Annotated in this window: 19 protein-coding genes; 10 read left to right on the top strand and 9 right to left on the bottom strand. The window is 65.0% G+C overall.

Translation table 11 applies throughout. The annotated features are described in order from the left end of the window. Position 1: 1 nt before the first annotated feature. Genes M2395_RS06580 through M2395_RS06590 form a run of 3 tightly spaced genes read left to right on the top strand, consistent with a single transcriptional unit; the run spans position 2 to position 2,191 of the window. Positions 2-787, top strand: coding sequence for a PoNe immunity protein domain-containing protein (locus tag M2395_RS06580; RefSeq protein WP_123430827.1), 786 nt, complete (start codon positions 2-4; stop codon positions 785-787). A gap of 14 nt (positions 788-801) precedes the next feature. Then, a complete protein-coding gene (locus tag M2395_RS06585) occupies positions 802-1,578 on the top strand; it encodes a PoNe immunity protein domain-containing protein (protein ID WP_123430828.1) in 777 nt (258 codons plus the stop codon). A 58-nt stretch (positions 1,579-1,636) separates the two neighbouring features. Continuing rightward, on the top strand, positions 1,637-2,191 hold the full coding sequence (locus tag M2395_RS06590) for a hypothetical protein (RefSeq protein WP_123430829.1): 555 nt from the start codon (positions 1,637-1,639) through the stop codon (positions 2,189-2,191). Between the two features lie 115 nt (positions 2,192-2,306). Here the strand turns inward: M2395_RS06590 and M2395_RS06595 are convergent, their stop codons facing one another. From M2395_RS06595 to M2395_RS06635, 9 genes are all read right to left on the bottom strand, one after another. Beyond that, complete coding sequence (locus tag M2395_RS06595; RefSeq protein WP_015635506.1) at positions 2,307-3,053, bottom strand: SDR family oxidoreductase; 747 nt, start codon at positions 3,051-3,053, stop codon at positions 2,307-2,309. 208 nt (positions 3,054-3,261) lie between these two features. Then, positions 3,262-5,337 carry a bifunctional diguanylate cyclase/phosphodiesterase gene (locus M2395_RS06600; protein ID WP_123430830.1) on the bottom strand — a complete coding sequence of 692 codons (2,076 nt, stop codon included), beginning with the start codon at positions 5,335-5,337 and terminating at the stop codon, positions 3,262-3,264. 267 nt (positions 5,338-5,604) lie between these two features. Continuing rightward, a complete protein-coding gene (locus tag M2395_RS06605; RefSeq protein WP_019095227.1) occupies positions 5,605-7,098 on the bottom strand; it encodes an efflux transporter outer membrane subunit in 1,494 nt (497 codons plus the stop codon). Further along, complete coding sequence (locus M2395_RS06610; RefSeq protein ID WP_015635503.1) at positions 7,095-10,202, bottom strand: efflux RND transporter permease subunit; 3,108 nt, start codon at positions 10,200-10,202, stop codon at positions 7,095-7,097. The genes M2395_RS06605 and M2395_RS06610 overlap by 4 nt, the downstream gene beginning before the upstream one ends. A gap of 37 nt (positions 10,203-10,239) precedes the next feature. After that, the gene (locus tag M2395_RS06615; protein ID WP_123430831.1) at positions 10,240-13,338 is read right to left on the bottom strand and encodes an MdtB/MuxB family multidrug efflux RND transporter permease subunit; all 3,099 of its coding nucleotides are present in this window, start codon (positions 13,336-13,338) and stop codon (positions 10,240-10,242) included. After that, positions 13,335-14,654: an MdtA/MuxA family multidrug efflux RND transporter periplasmic adaptor subunit gene (locus M2395_RS06620; protein ID WP_123430832.1), complete on the bottom strand. Its 1,320-nt coding sequence runs from the start codon at positions 14,652-14,654 to the stop codon at positions 13,335-13,337. The genes M2395_RS06615 and M2395_RS06620 overlap by 4 nt, the downstream gene beginning before the upstream one ends. 177 nt (positions 14,655-14,831) lie before the next feature. After that, positions 14,832-15,332: a thiol peroxidase gene (tpx, locus tag M2395_RS06625; RefSeq protein ID WP_011061148.1), complete on the bottom strand. Its 501-nt coding sequence runs from the start codon at positions 15,330-15,332 to the stop codon at positions 14,832-14,834. Between the two features lie 439 nt (positions 15,333-15,771). Continuing rightward, on the bottom strand, positions 15,772-16,455 hold the full coding sequence (locus M2395_RS06630; protein WP_072450485.1) for a type 1 glutamine amidotransferase domain-containing protein: 684 nt from the start codon (positions 16,453-16,455) through the stop codon (positions 15,772-15,774). 43 nt (positions 16,456-16,498) lie between these two features. Further along, positions 16,499-16,942: a polyketide cyclase gene (locus M2395_RS06635; protein WP_123430833.1), complete on the bottom strand. Its 444-nt coding sequence runs from the start codon at positions 16,940-16,942 to the stop codon at positions 16,499-16,501. Positions 16,943-17,340: 398 nt separating this feature from the next. Here M2395_RS06635 and M2395_RS06640 point away from each other — a divergent pair, with 398 nt between their 5' ends. Genes M2395_RS06640 through M2395_RS06670 form a run of 7 tightly spaced genes read left to right on the top strand, consistent with a single transcriptional unit; the run spans position 17,341 to position 24,349 of the window. Then, entirely contained in the window at positions 17,341-18,132 is a 792-nt protein-coding gene (locus tag M2395_RS06640) for a hypothetical protein (protein ID WP_072441943.1), read from the top strand. Positions 18,133-18,141: 9 nt separating this feature from the next. Further along, positions 18,142-19,599: a DUF1254 domain-containing protein gene (locus M2395_RS06645; RefSeq protein ID WP_123430834.1), complete on the top strand. Its 1,458-nt coding sequence runs from the start codon at positions 18,142-18,144 to the stop codon at positions 19,597-19,599. Positions 19,600-19,653: 54 nt separating this feature from the next. Continuing rightward, positions 19,654-21,051 carry a DUF1254 domain-containing protein gene (locus M2395_RS06650; RefSeq protein WP_233447084.1) on the top strand — a complete coding sequence of 466 codons (1,398 nt, stop codon included), beginning with the start codon at positions 19,654-19,656 and terminating at the stop codon, positions 21,049-21,051. A gap of 12 nt (positions 21,052-21,063) precedes the next feature. Then, entirely contained in the window at positions 21,064-22,017 is a 954-nt protein-coding gene (locus tag M2395_RS06655; RefSeq protein WP_019095220.1) for a transporter, read from the top strand. Positions 22,018-22,029: 12 nt separating this feature from the next. Beyond that, complete coding sequence (locus M2395_RS06660; protein ID WP_123430836.1) at positions 22,030-22,794, top strand: DUF2092 domain-containing protein; 765 nt, start codon at positions 22,030-22,032, stop codon at positions 22,792-22,794. Beyond that, complete coding sequence (locus tag M2395_RS06665) at positions 22,791-23,345, top strand: hypothetical protein (protein ID WP_202602894.1); 555 nt, start codon at positions 22,791-22,793, stop codon at positions 23,343-23,345. Before M2395_RS06660 ends, M2395_RS06665 begins: the two co-directional genes overlap by 4 nt. A 23-nt stretch (positions 23,346-23,368) precedes the next feature. Next, entirely contained in the window at positions 23,369-24,349 is a 981-nt protein-coding gene (locus M2395_RS06670) for a MoxR family ATPase (protein WP_077934067.1), read from the top strand. Positions 24,350-24,358: the final 9 nt, after the last annotated feature.

Raw genomic sequence — 24,358 nt, forward strand, 5'->3', positions numbered from 1 at the left:
CATGAACCGCAGACAAGTGTTTCTCAGCCACAAGCAGTACCACGACTTCCTCGAAAGCCTGGCCGGCGAAGAGGCCCACTGGCAGACCCACTCGATGATGGCCGACAGCCCCGAGCAGGAAGCCTCCCTCAAGGCTTCCAGTGTGCGCAGCGCGCGCCTGCACCACCTGATCCTGGGCTACACCGGCGGTGCGCCCATGGAGCAACTGGCCCGGGAGCTGGATGGGGTGATCGAAGGCTACGAAGATTACCAGCGCAAGATGGGGGTTTATGAAGAACGACCGGATATCGCGCCGCTGAACATCGAAGACTACCCCGACGAGTACGAGGAATATGTCCAGGTCATCAGCCTGTGCATCCTGCTGCAGCGCAGCGACCTGCTGCCGCGCATGGCACTGCTGCAGGACCGCGCCGGCTTTAACGGCCAGGACACCCTGATCGAGGATCTGCTCAAGGCCTACCTGGCGGATCGTGAAGACGTTGATCAGTGGTTCCACGACGTCTCCACGCCCCTGATCCGGGCCATCTACACCGAAGATCCGGATGAACCCCGGGAACTGCTGGTGGAGTACTGCAACCAGTGGTACGAGGCGTTCGAACAGGCCCCATGGCACGACAGCCACCTGGACGGCGACGAGGGTTCCTACTTCGGCTACTGGGCCTTTGAAGCTGCGGCAGTGGCCTACCTGTTCGGCCTGGACGACAGCGCGGTAACGCACATGGTCTTCCCCCGGGAGATGCTCGAATACGCCCGGCGCTTTACCCCGCCGCCGATGCCCTTCCACTGAGGCCGGGTACTGACATGCAACGCAGGCAGGTGTTTCTCGACCCGAAGCAGTACCCCATCCTCCTGGAGTTCCTGGCGGGTACCGAAGCCCATTGGCAGACACACTCTATGGAAGAGGACTACCCCGGGCAGGAAGCCTCGCTCAAGGCCTGGGAGGTCAAGCGAGCACGCCTGGACCATCTGATCCTGGGCTACACCGGCGGCAAGGCCATGCCGGAGCTGGCCCAGGAGCTGGACGCACTGATCGCCAGCTACGAGGAGCATCAGCGCACCTTGGCCCTGTGCAACGAGGTGCCCGATATCGCGCCGCTGAACATCGAGGACTACCTCGACCAGTACGAGGAGTACGTGCAGGTCATCAGCCTGTGCATCCTGCTGCAACGCCGCGACCTGCTGCCGCGCATGGTGGCGCTGCAGGACCGCGCCGGCTACCACGCCGAGGACACCCTGATCGAGGACCTGCTCAAGCCCTGCCTGCCGGGCCGCGCAGACATCGATGAGTGGTACCACCCGGTCTATACGCCGCTGATCAGGGCCATCTACGCCGATCAAGCGGACGAGGCTCGGGAGCTGCTGGTGGAGTACTGCAACCAGTGGTATGAAGCGTTCGAGCAGGCCCCATGGCACGACTCCCACCTGGACGGTGAATCCTACTTCGGCTACTGGGCCTTTGAAGCCGCGGCAGTGGCCTACCTCTACGGCCTGGACGACAGCGCGGTCAAGCACATGGTCTTCCCCCGGGAGATGCTCGAATACGCCCGGCGCTTTACCCCGCCGCCGATGCCCCAATAGCTGGCGCAGCACTGATAGCCCCCGTTTACCGCTCCTTCTTAAAGGTTATGCATTGCCCATGAAATCCTGGATCAAGACCCTGCTGATCACCCTGCTCGCAGCCGCCCTGTGCCTGCTGTTCGCCCGCGTTGTGCTGCCCCCGCTGCTGGTGCAGTTGATACCGCCGAGCTGGGAAGGCGGCCCGTGGTTCTGGGTCAATCTGCTGCTGGCGGGTTTCCTGGCCGGGCTGGTGGTGGCGCCCCTGCTGCGGACCCGGCGTTATTACCCGGTGCCGCTGCTGCTTCTGCTGTCCGTCCTGGTGGTGGTCGGCAATTGGGCGCAGAACCGCTGCAACGACGCCCAGTTGCAGGCCATCGAGCAGCTGGAAAGGCGCAGCGCGAGCCATTCGAACCTGGGGTTCTCCAATGAGGAACCCGCACCATCGGCGCCTGTGGACGTGAGCGCCACTCCGGGCGTCTGGGCCCATGAACAAGGCGAAGGATATGGCTACAGCTGCAACCGCCCGGGGGAAACCCTGGGGTTCCTGATGCCACAGTTGATGAGCTTTGGCATCAGCGTACTGGGGCTGTTGCTGGCCCTGCTGATCGGCCCCGGCCGCCGCCGCGCCCGTTGAGGAAACCGTAGGAGCTGGCTTGCCAGCGAAGGCGTCCGCAAGCGCGGCACAAGACTCAAGGGCCTCTTCGCCGGCAAGCCGGCTCCAACGGGATAGGCCGCGGACTTGCGGGGGCTCAGCGGCCGCCGCCCAGGTCGACGAAGGTGCCGGTGGCGTAGGAGGCCTTGTCCGACAGCAGCCAGACAATCGCCTCGGCCACTTCATCAGGACGCCCGCCACGACCCATGGGGATTGCCGATTCCAGCTTGCTGACCCGGTCGGCATCGCCGCTCAGGGCATGAAAGTCGGTGTAGATATAGCCCGGGCGCACCGCGTTGACGCGGATGCCCTCGCCCGCCACTTCCTTGGACAGGCCGATGGTGAAGGTGTCCAGGGCGCCCTTGGAGGCGGCGTAGTCGACGTATTCCCCCGGCGAACCCAGGCGCGCCGCCACAGAGGAGACGTTGACGATGCTGCCGCCCTGCCCGCCATGGCGCGGCGACATGCGCAGCACCGCATGCTTGGCGCAGAGGATCGGCCCCATGACATTGGTCTTCATGATCTTCTGGATGCGAAATTCGGACATTTCATCCAGCCGCGACTTGTGGCCCACGGTCCCGGCATTGTTGACCAGGGCCGTGACCCGCCCCAGTTCGCTGTCGACCCGCTGGAACAGACCGATCACTTCATCCTCGATACTGACGTCGGCGCGCACCGCGATGGCCTGCACGCCCAGGGCGCGAACCTGTTCGAGCACCTGCAGGGCGGACTGCTCATCGGCCTGGTAGTTGATGCACACCTTGAATCCCTGCTGCGCGGCCAACACTGCCGTGGCGGCGCCTATACCCCGTCCGCCACCAGTGATGACGATGACTTTATCCATGCTGCCGACTCCCTCACTGAACATTTCAACGCGAGCCATTAAACACCGCGCGGGCGGCGATGAAAACTGCGCAAATGTGCCACATCAAGCCAGTAGAAGTGCACGGTAGCCCCGCGCACCGACGGCGCAAACCGGCTGGAGCCTCGGCGGCGGCCATATCCCTGCGAACTGCCGCCAGATCGCGACCGCAACCGGCAAGGCGAGAGGCTCAGGCTTTTTCTTCGCCCCGGTGGATGCCCTGCATGAAACCTTCGGGCGGCAGCGGATGGCCAAGGAAATAGCCTTGCAGGGAATCACAGCCCAGTTGGGTGAGGAAGGTCTGCTGCACCCCGGTTTCCACGCCCTCGGCGACGATCCGCAGGCCCAGTGCCTGGCCCAGGGCGACAATGGCCGAGACGATGGCGGCATCGTCGCTGTCGTGCTCCAGGTCGCGGACGAAGCCGCGGTCGATCTTCAGCTCGTTGGCTGGCAGGCGCTTGAGGTACATCAGGCTGGAATAGCCGGTGCCGAAATCGTCGATGGACAGGTCCACCCCCATGTCCGCCAGCTGTTGCAGGACAAGCATGCTGACATCGGCGTCGTTCATCGCCGTGGTTTCGGTGATTTCCAGGGTCAGGTTGTTGGCCGGCAAGTGGTAGCGTTCCAGGGCATTGGCCACGCTCCTGACCAGCCCGGTATGGCAGAACTGCAAGGCCGAGAGGTTTACCGCGATGCGCCAGTCGGTGTAGCCCTGGACGTACCACTCGCGCATCTGCCGGCAGGCCTCGTTGAGCACCCACTCGCCGATGGCAATGATCAGCCCGGTCTTCTCCGCCAGTTCGATGAACTTGTCCGGCAGCAACAGGCCATGCTGGGGATGCTCCCAGCGCAGCAGCGCCTCTGCCCCCACCGGCAGGCCATTGGCAGCGTCGAACTTGGGTTGGTAGTGCAGGCGGAACTGATGATGCTCCAGGGCATTGCGCAGATCCTGCAGCAATTGCAGCTGGCGCCGGGCATTGCTGTTCATCGAGGCATCGAAAAAGCTGTAGCCATTCTTGCCGGTGCCCTTGGCGTGGTACATCGCCGCATCGGCGTTCATCAGCAGTTCCTGGGCACTCAGGCCATTGCCCGGGTACACCGCAATGCCGATGCTGGCGGAAATCTGCAGGTCGTGCTCGGCCACCCGGAACGAGCGCGATACCAGCCCCACCTGGCGTGCCGCCAGGCGCAGGGCATCGTCCGGCTCGGCCAGTTGCACCAGCAGCACGAACTCATCGCCGCCGATCCGCGCCAGGGTGTCTTCGCTGCGCAAATCCTCGCGCAGGCGCTGGGCCACTTCGCGCAGCAACTGGTCGCCCATGTGGTGGCCAAAGGCGTCGTTGACCGGCTTGAAACCGTCCAGATCGATGAACATCAGCGCAAAACAGCCCCCATGGGCAGTGACCCGGTGCATCGCCTGGTCAATGCGATCGGCCAGCAGAATGCGGTTCGGCAGCCCGGTCAGGGTGTCGTGCAACGCCAGTTGGGTCAGTTCCTTGTTGGCTTCGGTCAACGATTGCGCCAGCACCGCGGTGCGGGCTTCCAGCCGCGCATCCAGCACCGAGGTCAGCAAGGCAATGATCAGCACCGCCAGGGTGGTGATCAGCACCAGGTTGTCCAGGCCCTTGCCGCTCAGGCCGTTGCCCAGGGCGCCGCAGAAACTGCCATCGGCGAAACGCGCCGCGGCCATGCCGGTGTAATGCATGCCGACGATGGCAAAGCCCATGACAATCGCCGCGCCGGTCCGGGCCAGACGTACGTAGGGGGTGTTCTGGCGCAGGCGAAAGGCAATCCACAGCGCCGCCAGCGACGCGCCGAAGGCAATCAGCAGCGAGGCGCCGAACAGGCTCGGGTCGTAGTCGATGCCCGGCTGCATGCGCATGGCCGCCATGCCGGTGTAGTGCATGCCACTGATGCCCGAGCCCATGATCAGCGCGCCGAACAGCAACTGCCACAGCGGCAGCCGCGGCTGGCTCACCAGCCACAGGGCAAAGCCGCAGGACAGGATCGAGATCAGCAGCGACAAGGCGGTGAGCTGGATGTCGTAGCCCAGGTCGATGGGCAGGCTGAAGGCCAGCATGCCGATAAAGTGCATGGACCACACACCGACGCCCATGGCCAGGGCTCCGCCCATCATCCATAGATAAGCGGCACGGCCGGTGGTGGTGGCAATGCGCCCGGTCAGGTCGAGGGCAGTATAGGAAGCGAGGATCGCCACGAAAATGGAGATCAGGACCAGTGCGGAGGAGTAGCTACCGATGAGCATGAGGCGTCTCTTGGCCGTTGTGCCGACATCCCTGCGCGGCGGGCAAAACCGCAGATTGTACTGATTGCGTGGAAGAACGCATCTACAAAGTTAGCAAAAAGCCATTAGTCGGACAGAACGCCGTTTTCGGCTGTCTCATACCCCTACAAGCCCTGTGGGCATGGGCTTTGCGGGAAGTCGCGAGCAGTTGCAAACGGCTTCGGATGCGCCCTGCCTGCGGCTGTCGAGCAGGCCTTGCAGCCACCTTGCTGCAAGGCCTTCAAGGGCCTATTTCTGCTCGCTGGCCTGCAGCTGGCCATCCCAGCCACCGCCCATGGCGGCGATCAGCTGCACGCTGGCGATCAGCCGGCTCTGCAACAGGCTGAGCACGCTACGCTCGTTGCTCAGGGCAGTGGTCTGGCTGGTGACCACATCCAGGTAGGCGATCAGCCCGGCCTTGTACTGGTTCTCGGTCAGGCGCAGGGCCTCGCGGGCCGAATCCAGGGCCTGCTGGCGCACCCCCGCCTCGTCCTCCATGACCTTGAGCTGGACCATGTAGTTCTCCACCTCGCGGAAACCGTCGAGCACGGTCTGCCGGTACTTGGCCACGGTCTGGTCGTACACCGCCTCGGTGCGGTCCACTTCCGCCGAACGCTGGCCGCCGTCGAACAGGGTCATGGCCAGTTTCGGCCCTACCGACCAGAAGCGGTTCGGCAGGCTGATCCAGTCGGCGTAGGTGCTGCTGCTGTAGCCGCCGGCCAGGCTCAGGGTCAGGTCCGGGTAATAGGCGGCCTTGGCCACGCCGATCTTGGCGTTGGCGGCAATCACCGAACGCTCCGCCGAGGCGATGTCCGGGCGCCGCTCCAGCAGTTGCGACGGCACGCCCAATGGCACCTGGGGCAGCACGGGGATGGTCTTGCTCTCGGCCAGGTTGAACTCTGCCGGCGGCACGCCGATCAGCACGGCGATGGCGTTCTCGAACTGCGCCCGCTGCCAGATCAGGTCGATCAGGTCGGCCTGGGTGCTTTTGAGCTGGGTCTGGGCCTGGGCCACCGCATCCTTGCCGGAGACCCCGGCCTGGTACTGGTTCTGGGTCATGGTCAGGGAGCGCTGATAGGCCGCCACCGTGGCCTCCAGCAGGCGCTTCTGCTCATCGATCACCCGCAGTTGCAGGTAGTTCTGAGCCAGCTCGGACTGCTGGCTCAGGCGCATGGCCGCCAGGTCGGCGAAGCTGGCCTCGGCGCTGGCCTCGTTGGCTTCCAGGTCACGGCGCAACTTGCCCCACACGTCCGCTTCCCAGCTCACCCCCAACTGGGTGTTGTAGGTGTCGCGAATGCCGCTGCTGGAACTGCTCAGGGCCGAACTGCTGCTGCCGGTGCCCTGGCTGGCGCGGGTCTTGCCGGCGCTCAGGTCGACACTGGGAAAGAACGAACCCCGGGAGCTGCGCACCAGGGCCCGGGCCTGACGGAACTGCGCCTCGGCCTGGGCCACGCTCTGGTTGGAACTGTTGAGCTTGTCGATCAGGCCATTGAGCTGGGCATCGCCGTACAGCTCCCACCAGGCGCCACGGGCCAGGGCGTCGCTGGGGTTGGCCTGGCGCCAGCCTTCGGCTTCCTTGTAGTGCACCGGCTCGGCCACCTGCGGGCGCTGGTAGTCGGGACCGATGGCGCAGGCGCTGAGCAGCAGCACGCACAGGCCCAGGCTCAAGGCCCGCGAGCCCCGGGCCATGGCCAGGCGCTGGGCGGACAGCAGAGTAACGGGACGGGACGATTGGTCGGTCATAGCGGCGTTTCCAGAGCAGCATCGGTACGGACCCCACGCCAGTGGTTGAACTTGTGGCGCAGGCGATCGAGATAGAGGTAGACCACCGGGGTGGTGTAGAGGGTCAGGACCTGGCTGAAGACCAGGCCGCCAATGATGGTCAGGCCCAGGGGCTGGCGCATTTCCGAGCCTTCGGCCCCGCCCAGCAGCAACGGCAAGGCGCCGAGGATCGCCGCCAGGGTGGTCATCAGGATCGGCCGCAGGCGTTGCAGGCAGGCGCTGCGGATCGACTGCAACGGGTCCAGGCCCTGGTGCCGCTCCAGTTGCAGCGCCAGGTCGATCATCAGGATCGCGTTCTTCTTCACCACCCCGATCAACAGGAACAGCCCCAGCAGCGAGATCAGGCTGAACTCACCACCCAGCACATAGATCGAGAGCAAGGCGCCAACCCCGGCCGAGGGCAAGGTGGAGAGGATGGTCAGCGGGTGGATGTAGCTTTCATAGAGCACCCCCAGCACCAGGTACACCGCCAGCAGCGCGCCGAGGATCATGAACGGCTGGCTCTTCTGGGTGGCGGCGAAGGCATCGGCGGTGCCGGCCATCTTGACGATCACGTCTTCGGGCATGCCCAGCTTGGCGATCGCCCGTTCGATGGCGGCGGTGCCCTGCTCCACCGTTACGCCCTCGGCCATGTCGAAGGAAATGCTTTCCGAGGCGAACTGCCCTTCATGGCTGACCCGGTCGTCTTCCAGGCTGTTCTCATAGTGGGCGATGGCCGACAGCGGAATCCGCGCGCCGTCGGCGGTGATCACCTGCACTTGATTCAGGGTAATCGGGTCCTGGGCGTATTTCGGGTTGACCTCCATCACCACCTGGTACTGGTTGAGGCTGTCGTAGATGGTGGAGATCTGCCGCTGGCTGTAGGCGTTGTTGAGCACCGCGGTGACCATGTCCATGTCCACCCCCAGGCGCTTGGCCTGGTCGCGGTCCACCATCAGGGTCACTTGCTGGGCACCGTGGCCTTCCCGGGCGTCGATGGCGGTGAGCTCAGGCAAGGCGCGCAGCGCCGTCACCACTTTCGGGTACCACTGGCGCAACTCGCCCAGGTCGCCGCTTTGCAGAATGTAGGAATACTGCGAGGTGGTCTGCTCGCGGCCGCCGCCGAACTGCAGGTCCTGGTCGGCCATCAGCATCAGTTGCGCGCCGGGCACCTTGGGCATTTCCTTGCGCAGGCGCTCGATGACCTTCTGCGCCGAGATATTGCGTTCCTTGATCGGCTTCAGGCGTACCAGCATGAAGGCGTTGTTGGTGCCGTTGTTGCCACCGATAAAGCCGGCCACGCTCTCCACTGCCGCATCCTTGAGCACGGCGCGGCGGAATATTTCCATCTTCGGCTGCATCACGCTGAAGGACAGGCCGTCGTCGCCGCGGACAAAACCGATCAACTGGCCGGTGTCCTGCTGGGGCATGAAGGTCTTGGGCACCACCACGTACAGGGCCACGTTGACGCCAATGGTCAGCAGCAGGCTGAGCAGGGTCAGGCGCCTGTGCCGCAGCACCCAGTCCAGGCTGGTGGCGTACTTGCCCATCATCCAGTCGTTGCTGCGCCGGCTCCAGCGTTGCAGGCGGTTCTCCTGGCCCGGGGTGTGGGGCTTGAGCCAGCGCGCGCAGAGCATCGGGGTCAGGGTCAGGGACACCACCAGCGATACCACGATGGCCGCGGCCAGGGTGATGGAGAACTCGCGGAACAGGCTCTCGATGATCCCGCCCATGAACAGGATCGAGAGAAACACCGCCACCAGCGACACGTTCATCGACAGCAAGGTGAAGCCCACCTCCTTGGCCCCCAGGTACGCCGCTTTCATCGGCGCGATGCCTTCGTCGATGTGCCGGGAGATGTTCTCCAGCACCACGATGGCATCGTCCACCACCAGCCCGGTGGCAAGGATCAGCGCCATCAGCGACAGGTTGTTCAGGGAAAAACCGTAGAGGTACATGATGGCAAAAGTGCCCACCAGGGATACCGGTACCGCCAGGGTCGGGATCAGCGAGGCGCGGAAGTTGCCGAGGAACAGGTACACCACCAGGATCACCAGGGCCACGGCGATCAGCAGGGTCATCTCGGCCTCGTGCAGGGTGGCCTTGATCACCGGTGAGCGGTCCATGGCCAGGTTGAGCTTGACGCTGGCCGGCAGCACCGCCTGCAACGCCGGCAACTGAGCCTTGATCTCGTTCACCGTCTCGATGATGTTGGCCCCGGCCTGGCGGTTGATCACCAGCAGCACCGCCGCGTCGTCATTGAAGAAGCCGCTGTTGTAGCGGTCCTCGACGCCGTCGCTGACCTTGGCCACGTCCTTCAGGCGCAGGGCCGCGCCGTTGTTGTAGTGGATGATCAGCGGCTCGTAGTCACGGGCCTTTTCCAACTGGTCGTTGGCCTGGATCTGCCACAGCCGCTGGTCATCCTCCACCGAGCCCTTGGGCCGGCGCTGGTTGGCATTGGCGATGGCATTGCGCACGTCGTCCAGGGCCACGCCGTACTGGTTGAGCAGTTGCGGCTCCAGTTCGATGCGCACCGCCGGCAAGGAGCTGCCACCGACCTGCACTTCGCCCACGCCCTGCACCTGGGACAGGCTCTGGGACAGGATGGTCGAGGCTAGGTCGTAGAGCTGGCCTTTCTCCAGCACATCGGAAGTCAGCGACAGCACCATGATCGGCGCCTGGGACGGGTTGACCTTCTTGTAGGTAGGCATGCTGCGCATGCCGCTGGGCAGCAAGTTGCGCGAGGCGTTGATGGCTGCCTGCACCTCCCGTGCCGCGCCGTTGATGTCGCGGTCCAGGTCGAACTGCAGGATCACCCGGGTCGAGCCCTGGCTGGAACGGCTGCTCATGGTGTTGACCCCGGCGATGGCGCCGAAGGAACGCTCCAGGGGCGTGGCCACGGTGGAGGCCATGACCTCGGGACTGGCCCCGGGCAGGCTGGCCTGGACCACGATCACCGGGAAGTCCATCTGCGGCAGCGGCGCCACCGGCAGCAGGCCGAAGCTGACGCCGCCCAGCAGCATGATCGCCAGCGACAACAGCATGGTCGCCACCGGGCGCTTGATGAAGGGGCCGGAGAGGTTCATGCCGACACGCTCCAGGCTTGAGGCAGGCTGCGGCCCTTCATGCCTCCACCTCTTGGGCGTCTTCACGCTTGCCGAAGCGCCGGCCCAGGCGGTCGAAGTACAGGTAGATCACCGGCGTGGTGAACAGGGTCAGCACCTGGCTCACCAGCAGGCCGCCCACCATCACCAGGCCCAGGGGCTGGCGCAGCTCGGCGCCGGAACCGGTGGCCAGCATCAGTGGCACGGCGCCGAACAGCGCCGCCAGGGTGGTCATCAGTATCGGCCGGAAACGCAGCAGCGCCGCCTGGTAGATAGCCTGTTCCGGGGCCATGCCCTGGTGGCGCTCGGCGTCGAGGGCGAAGTCGATCATCATGATCGCGTTCTTCTTGACGATGCCGATCAGCAGGATGATACCGATGATGGCGATCATGCCCAGGTCGTTGCCGCTGAGGATCAGCGCCAGCAAGGCCCCCACCGCCGCCGAGGGCAAGGTGGAGAGGATGGTGATCGGGTGGATATAGCTCTCATAGAGCACGCCGAGCACGATGTACATGGTCACCACCGCCGCCAGGATCAGCAGCAAGGTGCTCGACAGCGAGGCCTGGAAGGCTTCCGCCGCGCCCTGGAAGCGGGTCTGCACGCCCACCGGCATGCCGATCTCCTGCTGCACCTGCTCGATGACGTTCACCGCCTCCCCCAGGGCCACACCGGGCGCCAGATTGAAGGACATCATCACCGCCGGGAACTGGCCGATATGGGCAATGGCCAGTTGCGCCTGGCGCTCCTCGACATGGGCCAGGCTCGACAGCCGCACTTGCCCGCCGTCGGTGGTCTTGACGTGGATCTGCTCCAGGGCCTGGGGCCCGATGCGCTCGCCGGCCTGGGCCTGGAGCACCACCCGGTACTGGCTGGCCTGGGTGTAGATGGTGGAGATCTGGCGCTGGCCGAAGGCGTCGTACAGGGCGTCGGTGATGTTCGACACCGAAACCCCGACCCGGGACGCGGCGTCACGGTCGATCACCATGAACACCTGCAGGCCCTTGTCCTGCAGGTCGCTGGCCACGTCGGTGAGCTCCGGACGCTGGGCCAGGGCCTGCACCAGGCGATTGCTCCACAGGCTCAGCAGCTCGGCATCCGGCGACGACAGGCTGAACTGGTACTGGGTGCGGCTGACCCGGTCCTCGATGGTCAGGTCCTGTACCGGCTGCATGAACAGGCGGATGCCCAGCAGCTTGTCCACCTCGGGCTGGATCCGCGCGATCACCTGGGCTGCGCTCAGGTCGCGCTCGCTGTGGGGCTTGAGGTTGATCAGCAGGCGGCCGCTGTTGAGGGTGGCGTTGTCGCCGTCCACCCCGATGTAGGACGACAGGCTTTCTACGGCCGGATCCTGCAGGATGATCTTGGCCAGGTCCTGCTGGCGCTGGCTCATGGCGGCGAAGGACACCGACTGCGGCGCCTCGGAAATGCCCTGGATGACCCCGGTGTCCTGCACCGGGAAGAAGCCCTTGGGCACCACCATATAAAGGAACACGGTCAGGCCCAGGGTGCCGATGGCCACCATCAGGGTCAGGAACTGGTGCTTGAGTACCCACTGCAACTTGCGCCCGTAGCTTTCGATCAGCCAGTCGATCCAGGCCCCGCTGGCGCGGTAGAAGCGCCCCTGCTCTTCAGGCTTGGGCTCACGCTTGAGCAGCCGCGCGCACATCATCGGGGTCAGGGTCAGGGACACCACCAGGGAAATCAGGATCGCCACCGCCAGGGTGATGGCGAACTCGCGGAACAGCCGCCCCACCACATCCGCCATGAACAGCAGCGGGATCAGCACCGCGATCAGCGACAGGGTCAGGGAGATCAGGGTGAAGCCGATCTGCCTGGCGCCCTTGAGCGCTGCCTGCATCGGGCTGTCGCCCTCCTCGATGAAGCGCGAGATGTTCTCCAGCATGACGATGGCATCGTCCACCACGAAGCCGGTGGCGATGGTCAAGGCCATCAGGGTCAGGTTGTTCACCGAGAAGCCGGCCAGGTACATCACGCCGAAGGTGCCGATCAGCGACAGCGGCACGGCAATCGAAGGAATGATGGTGGCACTGGCCCGGCGCAGGAACAGGAAGGTCACCATCACCACCAGCGCGATGGCGATCAACAGCTCGTGCTGCACATCCTTGACCGAAGCGCGGATGGTCTGGGTACGGTCGGTGAGCACGGTGACGTCCAGGCCCGCCGGCAGGTTGTCGGTGATGCTCGGCAGCAGCGCCTTGATCCGGTCCACCACCTCGATCACGTTGGCCCCGGGCTGGCGCTGGATATTGAGCAGCACCGCCTGGTTTTCATTGGCCCAGGCCGCCAGGCGCTCGTTCTCGGCGCCATCGACGATCTCGGCCACATCCTTCAGGCGCAGCGGCGCGCCATTGTTGTAGGCCAGGATCAGCTCGGCGTAGTCCTTGGGCGAGGTCAACTGGTCGTTGGCGTCGAGCATCGAGACCCGGGTCGGGCCGTCGAAGTTGCCCTTGGGCTGGTTGACGTTGGAGGCGCCGATCAGGGCGCGCACGTCCGCCAGGTTCAGGCCGTTGGCCGCCAGGGCCTCGGGGTTGACCTTGATCCGCACCGCCTGGCGCTGGCCGCCGGCAATGCTGACCATGCCCACGCCGCTGATCTGGGCGATCTTCTGCGCCATGCGCGTATCCACCAGGTCATTGAGCTTGGGCAGCAGCATGGTCTTGGAGGTAATGGCCAGGGTCAGCACCGGGGTGTCCGCCGGGTTGACCTTGTTGTACACCGGCGGCGCCGGCAGGTCCTTGGGCAACAGGTTGGTGGCAGCGTTGATCGCCGCCTGCACCTGCTGCTCGGCCACGTCCATATTGATATCGAGGCTGAAGCGCAGGGTCAGCACCGAGGCCCCGCCGGAACTGGTGGAGGCCATCTGGGTCAGGCCGGGCATCTGCCCGAACTGGCGTTCCAGGGGCGCGGTGACCGCGCTGGTCATCACTTCCGGGCTGGCCCCGGGGTACAGGGTCATGACCCGGATGGTCGGGTAGTCCACCTGGGGCAAGGCCGACACCGGCAGCAGGCGATAGGCGATCAGGCCGGCCAGGACAATGGCCAGCATGCTCAGGGTGGTGGCTACCGGACGGAGGATGAACAGCCGCGAGAAATTCATGCGCCGACCTTTTTCGCCTTGCCATCAACCGGCTTGCCGTCTGCGGCCGGTGCCCCGGCGGGCTGCCCTTGCAGGTGTTCGGTGGGGGTGGTGGGCACCTCGATGCTGTCGTTGACCACTTCCACTTCGCTGCCGTCCTTGAGGCGGTCGGTGCCTTCCATCACCACCCGGTCACCGGCCTTGAGGCCGTCCTGGATCACCGTCGAGTCGCCGTTGCTGGCGCCCACCTTGAGCTGGCGGATCTTCACCTTGTTGTCGCCATCCAGGGCGTAGACGAAGGTGCCGTTGGTGCCGAACTGGATCGCCGCCGAGGGCGCCAGCACCACGTTCTTCAGGGTATCGGCCAGCAGCCGCACATTGACGAACTGGTTGGGGAACAGGCCCTGGTCGCGGTTATCGAAGCGCGCCTTGAACTTCAGGGTGCCGGTGGTGGTGTCGATCTGGTTGTCCAGGCTCTGCAGCACGCCTGTGGCCTGCAGCTTCACGTCACCGCGGTCCCAGGCTTCCACCGCCAGCCTGGCGCCGCTGTGGTAGCGGGCGAGCACGGTTTCCAGGCTGTTTTCCGGCAGGGTGAAGGCCACGCTGATGGGCTGGGTCTGGGTGATGATCACCAGCGCGGTGGTGTCGTTGGCCGCCACCAGGTTGCCCACGTCCAGCTGGCGCAGGCCCAGGCGGCCGGCGATCGGCGCGCGGATGTTGGTGAATTCCAGGTTGAGCTTGGCGTCGTTGACCGCCGCCTGGTTGGTCTTGACCGTACCCTGGTACTGCCCCACCAGCGCCGCGGCGGTATCCAGGGTCTGTTTGGCGATGCTGTCCTGGGCGTACAGGCCGCGGTAACGCTCAAGGTCGACCTGGGCGTTCTTCAACTGGGCCTGGTTCTGCAGCAAGGTGCCTTCGGCCTGGAGCAAGGCGTTCTGGTACGGACGCGGATCGATCTGTGCCAGCAGGTCGCCGGCCTTGACCATCTGCCCTTCCTCGAAATTGACCTTGACCAGTTCCCCCGCCACCCGGCTGCGCACGTTGATGGTGTTCAGTGCCGTCACCGTGCCCAGGGCCTTGTAGTACACCGCGAAATCCCCCTGGGTCACCGGTGACACCCGCACCGGGATCGGCCCGCTGGCGCCGCCGAAACCGGGGCGCATGCTACCGCTGCGCCCGGTATGCCCGGCCGCGGCTTTCTGCCCGGCGGCCTCCTGGTGGGTACTGGCCGGCCAGAATTTCCAGCACAGGCCAACGACCAGCAGCAGGACGAACAGGCCGAACAGCCAGCGACGGGAGTTGCGGGAGACAGAGGATTGCATGGAGTGATCAACCATTGGGCGCGTGGGAGGCTTCTTTGAGAAGGCTGAAAGATAAGCACTGGAACCGTTTTAGCAAAGCGCCTTTACCGGCAATTTACCTTTGACTGACGTTTCAAGGAGCGGTGCTAAGCCACTGAAGCACAAATAAAAACGGCCTGGACAGAGCCAGGCCGTGAATAATTGTAAAACCTGTTACTTGAGCACGGCCAGGGCCGCGTCGTAGTTCGGCTCTTCGGCGATTTCCTTGACCAGCTCGCTGTGCAGCACCTTGTCGTTTTCATCCAGCACCACCACGGCGCGGGCAGTCAGGCCGGCCAGCGGGCCGTCGGCGATGGCCACGCCGTAGTTCTCGATGAACTCGCGGCCACGCAGGGTCGACAGGTTCTGCACGTTTTCCAGGCCTTCTGCGCCGCAGAAGCGTGCCTGGGCGAATGGCAGGTCGGCAGAGATGCACAGCACCACGGTGTTGGCCAGCTCGTTGGCCTGGGCGTTGAACTTGCGCACCGAGGTGGCGCAGGTCGGGGTGTCGACGCTTGGGAAGATGTTCAGCACCTTGCGCTTGCCGGCGAGGCTGCTCAGGGAAACATCGGCCAGGCCTGCGCCCACCAGGGTGAACGCTGGGGCTTTGGAACCGACTTGCGGCAGTTGGCCATTAACCTGCACCGGGTTGCCTTTGAGAGTGACTTGAGCCATGAACGGAGTCCTTATTGAACAGTGATGATGGAACAGCAATGAGAAATTCCTGAGAGGCCGAAGTTAAGCATGAAAAGGCCCGGGCACCTATGCCCCACGGGCAAATTGTCCAACAACCCACCCCGACACCGGCATTACCGGTTGTAGGAGCTGGCTTGCCAGCGAAGGCGCTTTCAAACCTTGCGCAAGCCTCAAGGGCCCCTTCGCCGGCAAGCCGGCTCCTACAGGGGCGAATTTGGGTGTTTCGGTGTAGGAGCTGGCTTGCCAGCGAAAGCGATTTCGAGACTTGCGCAAGCCTCAAGGCCGCCTTCGCCGGCAAGCCGGCTCCTACAGGGGTGAATCTGGGTGTTTCGGTGTAGGAGCTGGCTTGCCAGCGAAAGCGATTTCTAGCCGTGCACAAGCCTTAACGGCCTCTTCGCCGGCAAGCCGGCTCCTACGGTTATTTGTTGAGGTGCGCCAGGAGCAGATCGGCCACCGGTCCGCCGGACGCCGGGTTCTGCCCGGTGATCACCCGCTGATCCTCCACCGCGAACGGCGCCCAGGGTGCAGCGGCCTTCTGGTAAAGGGCACCGCGCTTGACCAGTTCGGTTTCCGTCAGGTAGGGCACGTACTGATCCAGTTCGGCGAGTTTCTCCTCTTCATTGGAGAAACCGGTGACCTGCTTGCCGGCGATCAGCAGCCTACCGTCGCCCAGCTTGATGTTGAGCAAGCCCACCGCGCCATGGCACACCGAGCTGACATAGCCCCCCTGCTCATAGATCTCCCGGCTCAGGGCCTGCAGTTCCTGGTTATCGGGAAAATCCCAGACCACGCCGTGGCCACCGGCGTAATAGATCGCCACATAGTCCCCGGCCCTGACCTGGGAAGGCTTGAGGGTCGAGCCCAGGCGGCTCATGAAGGCGCTGTCCTGGTACCACTGCCAGTCGGTGTCGTCTGCCATGGCCAGGCTATGGGGGTCGATGGGTACGTAGCCCCCCTTGGGGCTGACGTAGTCCACCTCGAAGCCCGCCGCCTCGACCTTCTTCACGAAATGCACCGCCTCACCCAGCCACAGGCCAGTGGCGCGGGCCAGGTTGGGGTATTTGGCCACGCTGGTCAGGACCACCAGTATCTTCTTGCTCATGGGCATGCTCCTTGGCATTGGAAAACAGGGCAAGGCACGGCAATCAACTGAGCAACCGCAGCATGTTGCGGTGCCGGGCATCGAAAATCCGCGCCATGTAGGCGTTGACCATCAACCACTCCAAAGGTGCACCACCGATGGCCCTGTAGGTCACCCTGTCGGTGTACAGGGTGCCCCCTTCGGCGGCCTCGACCCGGTGCTCATGGCGAAAGGCCCGCAGCGGCCCCTTGAGCATCTCGTCGACAAAATGCCGATCGCCGACCTCACGTATAACCACCGTCCATTTCGCCGGTATGACACCGAACATCCAGTGCAGGAAGCTGAACTGGCGCCCGACACTGATGCGCAGGTCATTGATATCGAGGCCCCCCAAGGGCGTGACACGCTCGGGGAAAATCTTCGGAAAGTTGGCGCCTTCGAGGCAGAAATCCAGCTCCTGCTGCGGGCTGTATCGGGCCAGGAAAGTCGTGCGTTCGACCACGGGCATTCTGGTTCATCCTTGCTGATTTTGTTGAGGAGGCACCCACACAAACCTACAAACCACTTCATTAAAAACATATAACTAATTGTTTTTAATGATTTTTATGCACATAAAAAATTAATCACTATAACCCTACAAACTACATTGAAATAATCACAAAACACTTTAAGAGAGATTCGCCGACGCTCACCTTCAAAGGGCCGCCCGCCACGCACTGCCTGTCCACAGCCCGGCAGTGATCCTGTGCACAAAAACCAACGAATTAATCCTTTCGACTGGCTAAGCGAAGGTTAGCTGCTAGCGTCATCAGACAATTCCTACGGGTATTAGAGAGAAACACTATCAGTTGACCCACGGCTCAAGAAGTGCCGCTCGGTGACCGTTCGTAAAAGGATTGAACCTGCATGTCCAGAGCATTTTTTGCGCCCGCCGTCTGGGCCGTAGTCGCCCTGAGCTCATCGCTGCCGGCCCTGGCCGACAACGCGGAAACCGCCAACAAAAGCAACAACCCGCTGAACCTTGCTCCCGGCCTCAACCTGCAGGATTACTACACCCCGCGCCTGTACGACAGCAATGCCCACACCAACGACACCCTGCTGCGGGGCACCCTGCCCATCGCTCCCTCGGATTTCATCGGCGTCCCCCAGCTGCTGCGTGCCACCCTGCCGGTCAGTACCCGCCCCGATCCGCACCACGGCTACAGCACCGGCATCGGCGACCTCAACCTGTTCGATATCTTCCTGCTCAAGACCGACGGCGTGCAGCTGGGCATCGGCCCGCAGATCACCGCACCCACCGCCGAACAGGACGAACTGGGCACCGGCAAATGGCAGGCCGGGCTGGCCGCAGTGGCCATCGATGCCTCGCCCCGGGGCCTGCTGGGGGCCCTGGTGCAGTACCAGAGTTCATTCGCCGGCGACCATGACCGCGCCCATGTCGAAAGCGCCACCCTGCAGCCCTTCATCATCCACAACCTGCCCCGGGGCTGGTACCTGCGCTCCACCGGCACCTGGACCTTCGACCTGAAGAACAACACCCACTACATCCCCATCGGCCTGGGGGTGGGCAAGGCCTGGAAAGCCGGTGACAACATTCTCAACGCCTTCGTCGAGCCGCAGTGGACCGTGGAGCGCAAAGGCGACGGCATGCCCCAGTTCACCCTGTTCGCCGGGATCAATGTCACTTTCGGAAAATAAGGACGCGCCATGCAGCCACTACTGCGCACTGCCGGTTTCAGCCTGTTGCTCCTGGCCGCCAGTTGCGGGGTCGGCGCCCAGCCCGAGCCGCAAAACAGCCGCCTGACGGCGATCAAGATGGATGGCGAACTGCCGGCCCGGGCCGCCATTGCCGGGCTGTTTGCCGAGCTGGACTTCCAGCAGGCCACGCAAAGCTACCTGTGGGCCTTGCCGCTGGTGTCCTACGCCCAGTGGCAGGGGGAATTTCGCGACAAGCTGCACGCCGGCAATGGCGACCTGATGGTCCTGGAAAGCTACGAAGACAAGCTCGGGGTGATCACCGCCAACGCCACCACGCCCTACATCCTGGGTTTTGTCGACCTCAACCAGACCGGGCCGATGGTCGTCGAGCTGCCCCCCGGCCCCACCGCCGGTGGAGTCGGCGACTTCTGGCAACGGGCAATCACCGACATGGGGCAGACCGGCCCGGACCAGGGCAAGGGCGGCAAGTACCTGGTGCTGCCGCCGGGCCATCCGGAACCTTCCGACGCCGACCAGTACTACCTGGCCAAGTCGCAAACCATGAACGTGCTGGTGGGCTTTCGCGTGCTCGACCCGGACCCGGCCAAGGGCAAGGCGCTGGTGCAGCAATTCAAGATGTACCCCTACGCCCAGCGCGCGACGCCGCCGGCGACCCGCCTGATGTCCCCTGGCGGCAAGCCCTGGTCCGGCACCCAGCCGCGGGGCATGGCCTACTGGGAGCGCCTGCACCAGATCATCCAGCAGGAGCCGGTCAACGAGCGCGACCGCTTCTACATGGCCATGCTCGCCAGCCTCGGCATCGAGAAGGACAAGCCCTTCAACCCCAACGAGCACCAGCGCCAGGCCCTGGAACAGGGCGCGCGCATGGGTGAGCTGATCGCCCAGGCCAATACCTTCGCCAAGCGCTTCGCCGATGCCCAGTACTGGCCAGACCGGCAATGGGACAAGGTGCTGAACATCGCCGACCCGTCCCAGCGCGTAGCCTATTACGACCAGTTGTGGGAACGCAGCGCCTGGTTCTACGAAGCGGTCACCAACACCAAGGGCATGGTGTCCAAGACCCCGGGCCTGGGCCAGACCTACCTCGGCGCCTACACCGACCACAACGGCCAGTGGCTGGACGGCGGCAAGCACTATCGCCTGCACCTGGGCAGCAACCCGCCGGCCAGGCAGTTCTGGTCGCTGACCGTCTACGACAGTGCCAGCCGCTGCCTGATCGACAACCCGCAGCGCAAGGCCGATCTGTCATCGCGCCAGGACCTGAAGAAAAACCCCGACGGCTCCCTGGACCTGTATTTCGGCCCCAGCGCCCCCAAGGGCCTGGAAAGCAACTGGGTGCAGACCCTGCCGGGCCAGCACTGGTTCAGTTACTTCCGGCTCTACGCCCCCACCGAGGCCTACTTCGACAAGCGCTGGAAACTCGATGACATCACCCTGGTGCAGTAACGCCTGCCCCCTGACTTTGGCGCAAGGATTCGTACGATGATCATCAAGGCTGTGATGCCCAGCTTGCTCGGGGTCTTGACGCTGGCCCTCAGCGGCCCGTCCCTGGGCGCCTTCAGCGCGACCGCGGAGCAGGCCCGGGGTATCGCCAAGCAGGCGTACCTCTACGGCTTTCCGGTGGTGGAGATGTACAAGACCCTCTACACCCAGGCCGTGGATCAGGGGGGGCCCAACTTCAAGGCACCGTTCAACCGCATCGGCGGTACCGCCCAGGTCTTCAGTCCCAAGGACACGGCCTTCGTCACCCCCAACTCGGACACCCCCTACTCCTTCGCCTGGCTCGACCTGCGGGCCGAACCCCAGGTACTGAGCCTGCCGGCCATCGATGCCCAGCGTTACTACTCGGTGCAGTTGATCGACCTCTACACCCAGAACTTCGACTACCTGGGCACCCGCAGCACCGGCAACCAGGGCGGCCACTACCTGATCGCTGGGCCTGACTGGCAAGGCCCCACGCCAGCCGGTATCGACAAGGTGCTGCACAGTGAAAGCAACATCGTCTACGCCCTGTACCGCACCCAATTGTTCCATGAAAAAGACCTGGAGCAGGTGCAGAAGATCCAGCAGAGCTACCAGGTCCAGGCGCTGAGCCAGTTCCTCGGCCGGCCGCCGCCCCCGGCGCCGGCAGCGATCCACTGGCCCCCGCCCACCGCCACCATGAGCGACAGCCCGGAACTGTTCGGCTACCTGAACTTCATGCTGGCCTTCGCCCAGCCCCAGCCCGAGGAAAAGGACCTGCTGGCACGCCTGGCCAGCATCGGCATCATTCCCGGCCAGCCCTTCCCCCTCAAAGAGCTGGGCAGCGCGCAAAAGCAGGCCCTGGAAGACGGGATCAGCGACGGCAAGGCCGAATTCGCCGCCTTCAAGAAAGAACAGGTCGATACCCACAAGATCACCAGTGGCGACCTGTTCGGCAGCCGCCAGCACCTGCAGGACAATTACCTGTACCGCTACGCCGGGGCCAACATGGGGATCTTCGGCAACTCCGCCGAAGAGGCCAGCTATATCGGCTACTTCGTCGATGACCAGGGCCAGCCGCTCAACGCCGGCCAGCACCGCTACCGCCTGCACTTCGCCAAGGGCCAGTTGCCCCCGGCCAATGCCTTCTGGTCGCTGACGATGTACGACGGCAAGAGCAAGCTGCTGGTGGCCAACCCGCTGCAACGCTACCTGATCAACTCACGCATGCTGCCCTCGCTGAAAACCGACGCCGACGGCGGCCTGACCCTCCATGTGCAGCACCAGCCGCCGGCCAAGGAGCTGCAAAGCAACTGGTTGCCGGCCCCCGACGGCCCCTTCTACGGGGTGCTGCGGATCTACCTGCCCAAACCCGACGTCAGCAACGGCCAGTGGAAGATGCCGCCGCTGACGCCGGTCGCCCCTGAACAACAATAAGCGGAGCCCGTCATGCCCAGCCCTTCGCCCCTGCGTTCATCCCTGGCCCTTTGCCTGCTGGCGGCCAGCCCCTTGCTGCATGCCGCCGAAGGCGGGGTCGGCCGGCCCATCACCGGCCAGCAGATCTACTCCAATGCCGGGATCATCCCCCCGGAACCGGGCTGGGTGATGTCCCTGACCAGCATCTACTACGACGGCGAGCTCAAGGGCAGCGGCCAGGTGCCGATCATCGGCGATCTCAGCTCGGGGCTGAAAATGAAGGTGTCCTACACCATGGGCAACTTCACCCGGGTCTGGGACACCGGCAAGGGCCGCTGGAACTACGCCTCGGCCATCGGCGTGCCGGTGCAGTACACCGACATCCAGGCCAGCCTCACCGGCCCCCGCGGGCGCACGGTGGGTACCCAGGACAGCGGCACCCAGTTCGCCGACCTGCTGGTCACGCCGATCGCCGCCGGCTACCACATCAACGAGCGCGACCATATCGCCCTGTCGCTGCCGATCTACGTGCCCACTGGGGCCTACAACGACAACCGCCTGGCCAACCCCGGGCAGAACAACTACACCTTCATGCCGACCATCGCCTTCACCCATCTGGACGGCAAGGGCGGCGAATTCAGCCTGATGGGCGCCCTGGAGTTCTACACCCGCAACGACGCCGCCGACTACCGCAACGGCGACATCCTGCGCCTCGATGGCTTGTGGACCCACGGCTTCGGCAGCGGCTGGAACGCCGGGCTGGTGGTCGGTTACATCCAGCAGATCAGCGACGACCAGGGCCCCACCGCAGACAGACTCAACGGCTATCGCGGGCGCTCCGTGGGCGCCGGGCCGACCCTGGGCTGGAGCGGCAAGTTCGCCGACGCCCAGGCCAACATCAGCGCGCGCTGGATCCCCGAGTTCGACACCAAGAACCGCCCCGAGGGCAACGGCGTCAGCGTCAACCTGACCCTGGCCTTTTTCTGACAGGAGTGCGCCATGCCGCCTTATCCAAGGGTCCTTGTCGCCCTGCTCGGCCTGCTCTGGGCCGGTACCCCGCTGCACGCCGCCGATGAGCTGGAACCTCGTGCCCTCGGCGCCCTGCAGCAGATGGGCAGCTACCTGCGCAGCCTGCGCGAGTTCGCGATCCAGGCCGACAGCGTCACCGACCAGTTGCTGGAAAGCGGCCAGGCCGTGGAATTTCGCCACCACACCGAACTGCTGGCTCAGCGGCCCGACAGGCTGCGGGTCAGTGTCGAAAGCCAGGGCGCGCGGCGCAGCCTGTACTACGACGGCGAAGCCTTCACCCTCTACGACAGCCGCGGCCCCTACTATGCCCGAGCCCCGGCGCCCGCCAGCATCGACGCTCTGGTACAGCGCCTGAGCGACAGCTACGGCATCGAACTGCCCCTGGCGGACCTGTTCCGCTGGGACGCCGACACCGCGCAGAAGGTCGGCCTGACGTCGGCGCTGTACATCGCCAGCGAGACCCTGGGCGACCAGCGTTGCGCCCACTACGCCTTCCGCCAGAGCGACATCGACTGGCAGCTGTGGCTGCGCGAAGGGCCCCGGCCCTTGCCCTGCCGCCTGGTCATCAGCCGCCGCGACAGCCCCGAGCAGCCGCGCCACAGTGTCGACTACCGCTGGCAACTCAAGCCGGCGCCAGGTGCCGCAAGCTTCGCCTTCAAGCCCCCGGCCGGCGCCACGCAGGTGCCATTGCGGCGCCTGGAGCGCAGCGCAGCACAGGGGGAGGTACAGCCATGAAGCGCAATCACTGGTTGCTGTGCAGCGTCCTGACCCTTGGCCTGCTGCAAGTGTCGGCGGCCCAGGCCTGGCAATTGCGCGGCGGTGGCGGCGGTGCCCGCACCTTCGTCGTGCCCCACGGTGGGGGCGGCCCGGCGCCGAGGCCCATGCCCCAGCCGCATCCCATGCCCCAGCCACCGCAACCGGGGCCGCATCCCGAGCCCCATCCCGGGCCAGGACCAGGGCCCGGCCCGCATCCTTATCCCGGCCCGGGCCCTGAGCCACACCCCTATCCAGGGCCAGGGCCCCAGCCTTATCCGGGGCCGCCCGGGCCACCGCCACCACCACCCGATCACGGCGACGACTGGTACCACCCCTGGGCCGCAGCGGCGGTGGTCGGCGCCACCACCGCCGCGGCATTCGCCATCGGCACCCAGGTCGACAGCGTGCCGCCGGACTGCGTTTCGGTGGTGGCCAGCGGCGTGGCCTACCAACACTGCGGCAACACCTGGTACCAGCCGCAATACATCGGCGGCAGCCTGCGCTACGTGGTCGTGGCGGCCCCCTGGTAATGGCTATGCACAAGGAACCGAGCATGAGCGCACGTAACGATATACAGGCCCTGCAAGCCAGCATCAGCGAAGCGGTGCTGGGCCAGGAAGCGGTGATGCGGCAGATCGTCATCGGCCTGCTGGGCAACGGCCACCTACTGCTGGAAAGCCTGCCCGGGCTGGCCAAGACCCGCACGGTCAAGGCCCTGGCCCGGCACCTGGAGGCCAGCATGCGGCGCATCCAGTTCACCCCCGACCTGCTGCCCTCGGACATCACCGGCGCCGAAGTGCTGCACCAGGAACAGGGGCAGAACCAGATCCGCTTCCAGCCCGGGCCGCTGTTCGGCAATCTGATCCTGGCGGACGAGATCAACCGCGCTCCGGCCAAGGTCCAGGCAGCGCTGCTGGAAGCCATGGAGGAACGGCAGATCACCGTGGCCGGCACCAGCCATGCCCTGCCCGAGTTGTTCATCGTCCTGGCGACCCAGAACCCCATCGAGCAGGAAGGCACCTACCCCCTGCCGGAAGCGCAGATGGACCGCTTCCTGATGAAGGTGCTGCTGGACTACCCCCAGCCCGAGGACGAAAGCCAGGTGCTGCGCCTGCTGCGCGCCGAGGAACAGGCCCTGGGCAGCGCCACGCCCGGGGTGCCGGGCTTTGCCTTGTCCCAGCAGGTGATCTTCGATGCCCGCCGCGAAGTCGGCGCGGTGGCCGTGGCCCCGGCCATCGACCGCTACCTGATCGACCTGGTCAACGCCACCCGCCACCCCGCCGACTATCACCCGGACCTGGGGCGCTGGATCGCCATCGGCGCCAGCCCCCGGGGCGGCATCGGCCTGGATCGCTGCGCCCGCGCCGATGCCTGGCTGCAGGGCGAGGATTTCGTCAGCCCGGACAACGTGCGCAGGGTGCTGCACCCGGTGCTGCGCCACCGCCTGCAACTGAGCTACGACGCGGTGGCCGACGGCGTCGGCGCCGACCAGGTGCTGGACCTGCTGCTCGACAGCGTGGCCATCCCGGCCTGAGGAGAACCG

This window comes from Pseudomonas sp. BIGb0176 (assembly GCF_024810175.1).
Classification (GTDB): Bacteria; Pseudomonadota; Gammaproteobacteria; order Pseudomonadales; family Pseudomonadaceae; genus Aquipseudomonas; species Aquipseudomonas protegens.

Excerpts from the sequence above, each read along its gene's own strand:
- M2395_RS06660 (WP_123430836.1), top strand. The coding sequence starts at position 22,030 with ATGCCGCCTTATCCAAGGGTCCTTGTCGCCCTGCTCGGCCTGCTCTGG.
- M2395_RS06645 (WP_123430834.1), top strand. The coding sequence starts at position 18,142 with ATGCAGCCACTACTGCGCACTGCCGGTTTCAGCCTGTTGCTCCTGGCC.
- M2395_RS06610 (WP_015635503.1), bottom strand. The coding sequence starts at position 10,202 with ATGAACCTCTCCGGCCCCTTCATCAAGCGCCCGGTGGCGACCATGCTG.
- M2395_RS06615 (WP_123430831.1), bottom strand. The coding sequence starts at position 13,338 with ATGAATTTCTCGCGGCTGTTCATCCTCCGTCCGGTAGCCACCACCCTG.
- M2395_RS06585 (WP_123430828.1), top strand. The coding sequence starts at position 802 with ATGCAACGCAGGCAGGTGTTTCTCGACCCGAAGCAGTACCCCATCCTC.
- M2395_RS06590 (WP_123430829.1), top strand. The coding sequence starts at position 1,637 with ATGAAATCCTGGATCAAGACCCTGCTGATCACCCTGCTCGCAGCCGCC.
- M2395_RS06595 (WP_015635506.1), bottom strand. The coding sequence starts at position 3,053 with ATGGATAAAGTCATCGTCATCACTGGTGGCGGACGGGGTATAGGCGCC.
- M2395_RS06670 (WP_077934067.1), top strand. The coding sequence starts at position 23,369 with ATGAGCGCACGTAACGATATACAGGCCCTGCAAGCCAGCATCAGCGAA.
- M2395_RS06640 (WP_072441943.1), top strand. The coding sequence starts at position 17,341 with ATGTCCAGAGCATTTTTTGCGCCCGCCGTCTGGGCCGTAGTCGCCCTG.
- M2395_RS06665 (WP_202602894.1), top strand. The coding sequence starts at position 22,791 with ATGAAGCGCAATCACTGGTTGCTGTGCAGCGTCCTGACCCTTGGCCTG.
- M2395_RS06650 (WP_233447084.1), top strand. The coding sequence starts at position 19,654 with ATGCCCAGCTTGCTCGGGGTCTTGACGCTGGCCCTCAGCGGCCCGTCC.
- M2395_RS06635 (WP_123430833.1), bottom strand. The coding sequence starts at position 16,942 with ATGCCCGTGGTCGAACGCACGACTTTCCTGGCCCGATACAGCCCGCAG.
- M2395_RS06580 (WP_123430827.1), top strand. The coding sequence starts at position 2 with ATGAACCGCAGACAAGTGTTTCTCAGCCACAAGCAGTACCACGACTTC.
- tpx (WP_011061148.1), bottom strand. The coding sequence starts at position 15,332 with ATGGCTCAAGTCACTCTCAAAGGCAACCCGGTGCAGGTTAATGGCCAA.
- M2395_RS06655 (WP_019095220.1), top strand. The coding sequence starts at position 21,064 with ATGCCCAGCCCTTCGCCCCTGCGTTCATCCCTGGCCCTTTGCCTGCTG.
- M2395_RS06600 (WP_123430830.1), bottom strand. The coding sequence starts at position 5,337 with ATGCTCATCGGTAGCTACTCCTCCGCACTGGTCCTGATCTCCATTTTC.
- M2395_RS06605 (WP_019095227.1), bottom strand. The coding sequence starts at position 7,098 with ATGACCGACCAATCGTCCCGTCCCGTTACTCTGCTGTCCGCCCAGCGC.
- M2395_RS06620 (WP_123430832.1), bottom strand. The coding sequence starts at position 14,654 with ATGGTTGATCACTCCATGCAATCCTCTGTCTCCCGCAACTCCCGTCGC.
- M2395_RS06630 (WP_072450485.1), bottom strand. The coding sequence starts at position 16,455 with ATGAGCAAGAAGATACTGGTGGTCCTGACCAGCGTGGCCAAATACCCC.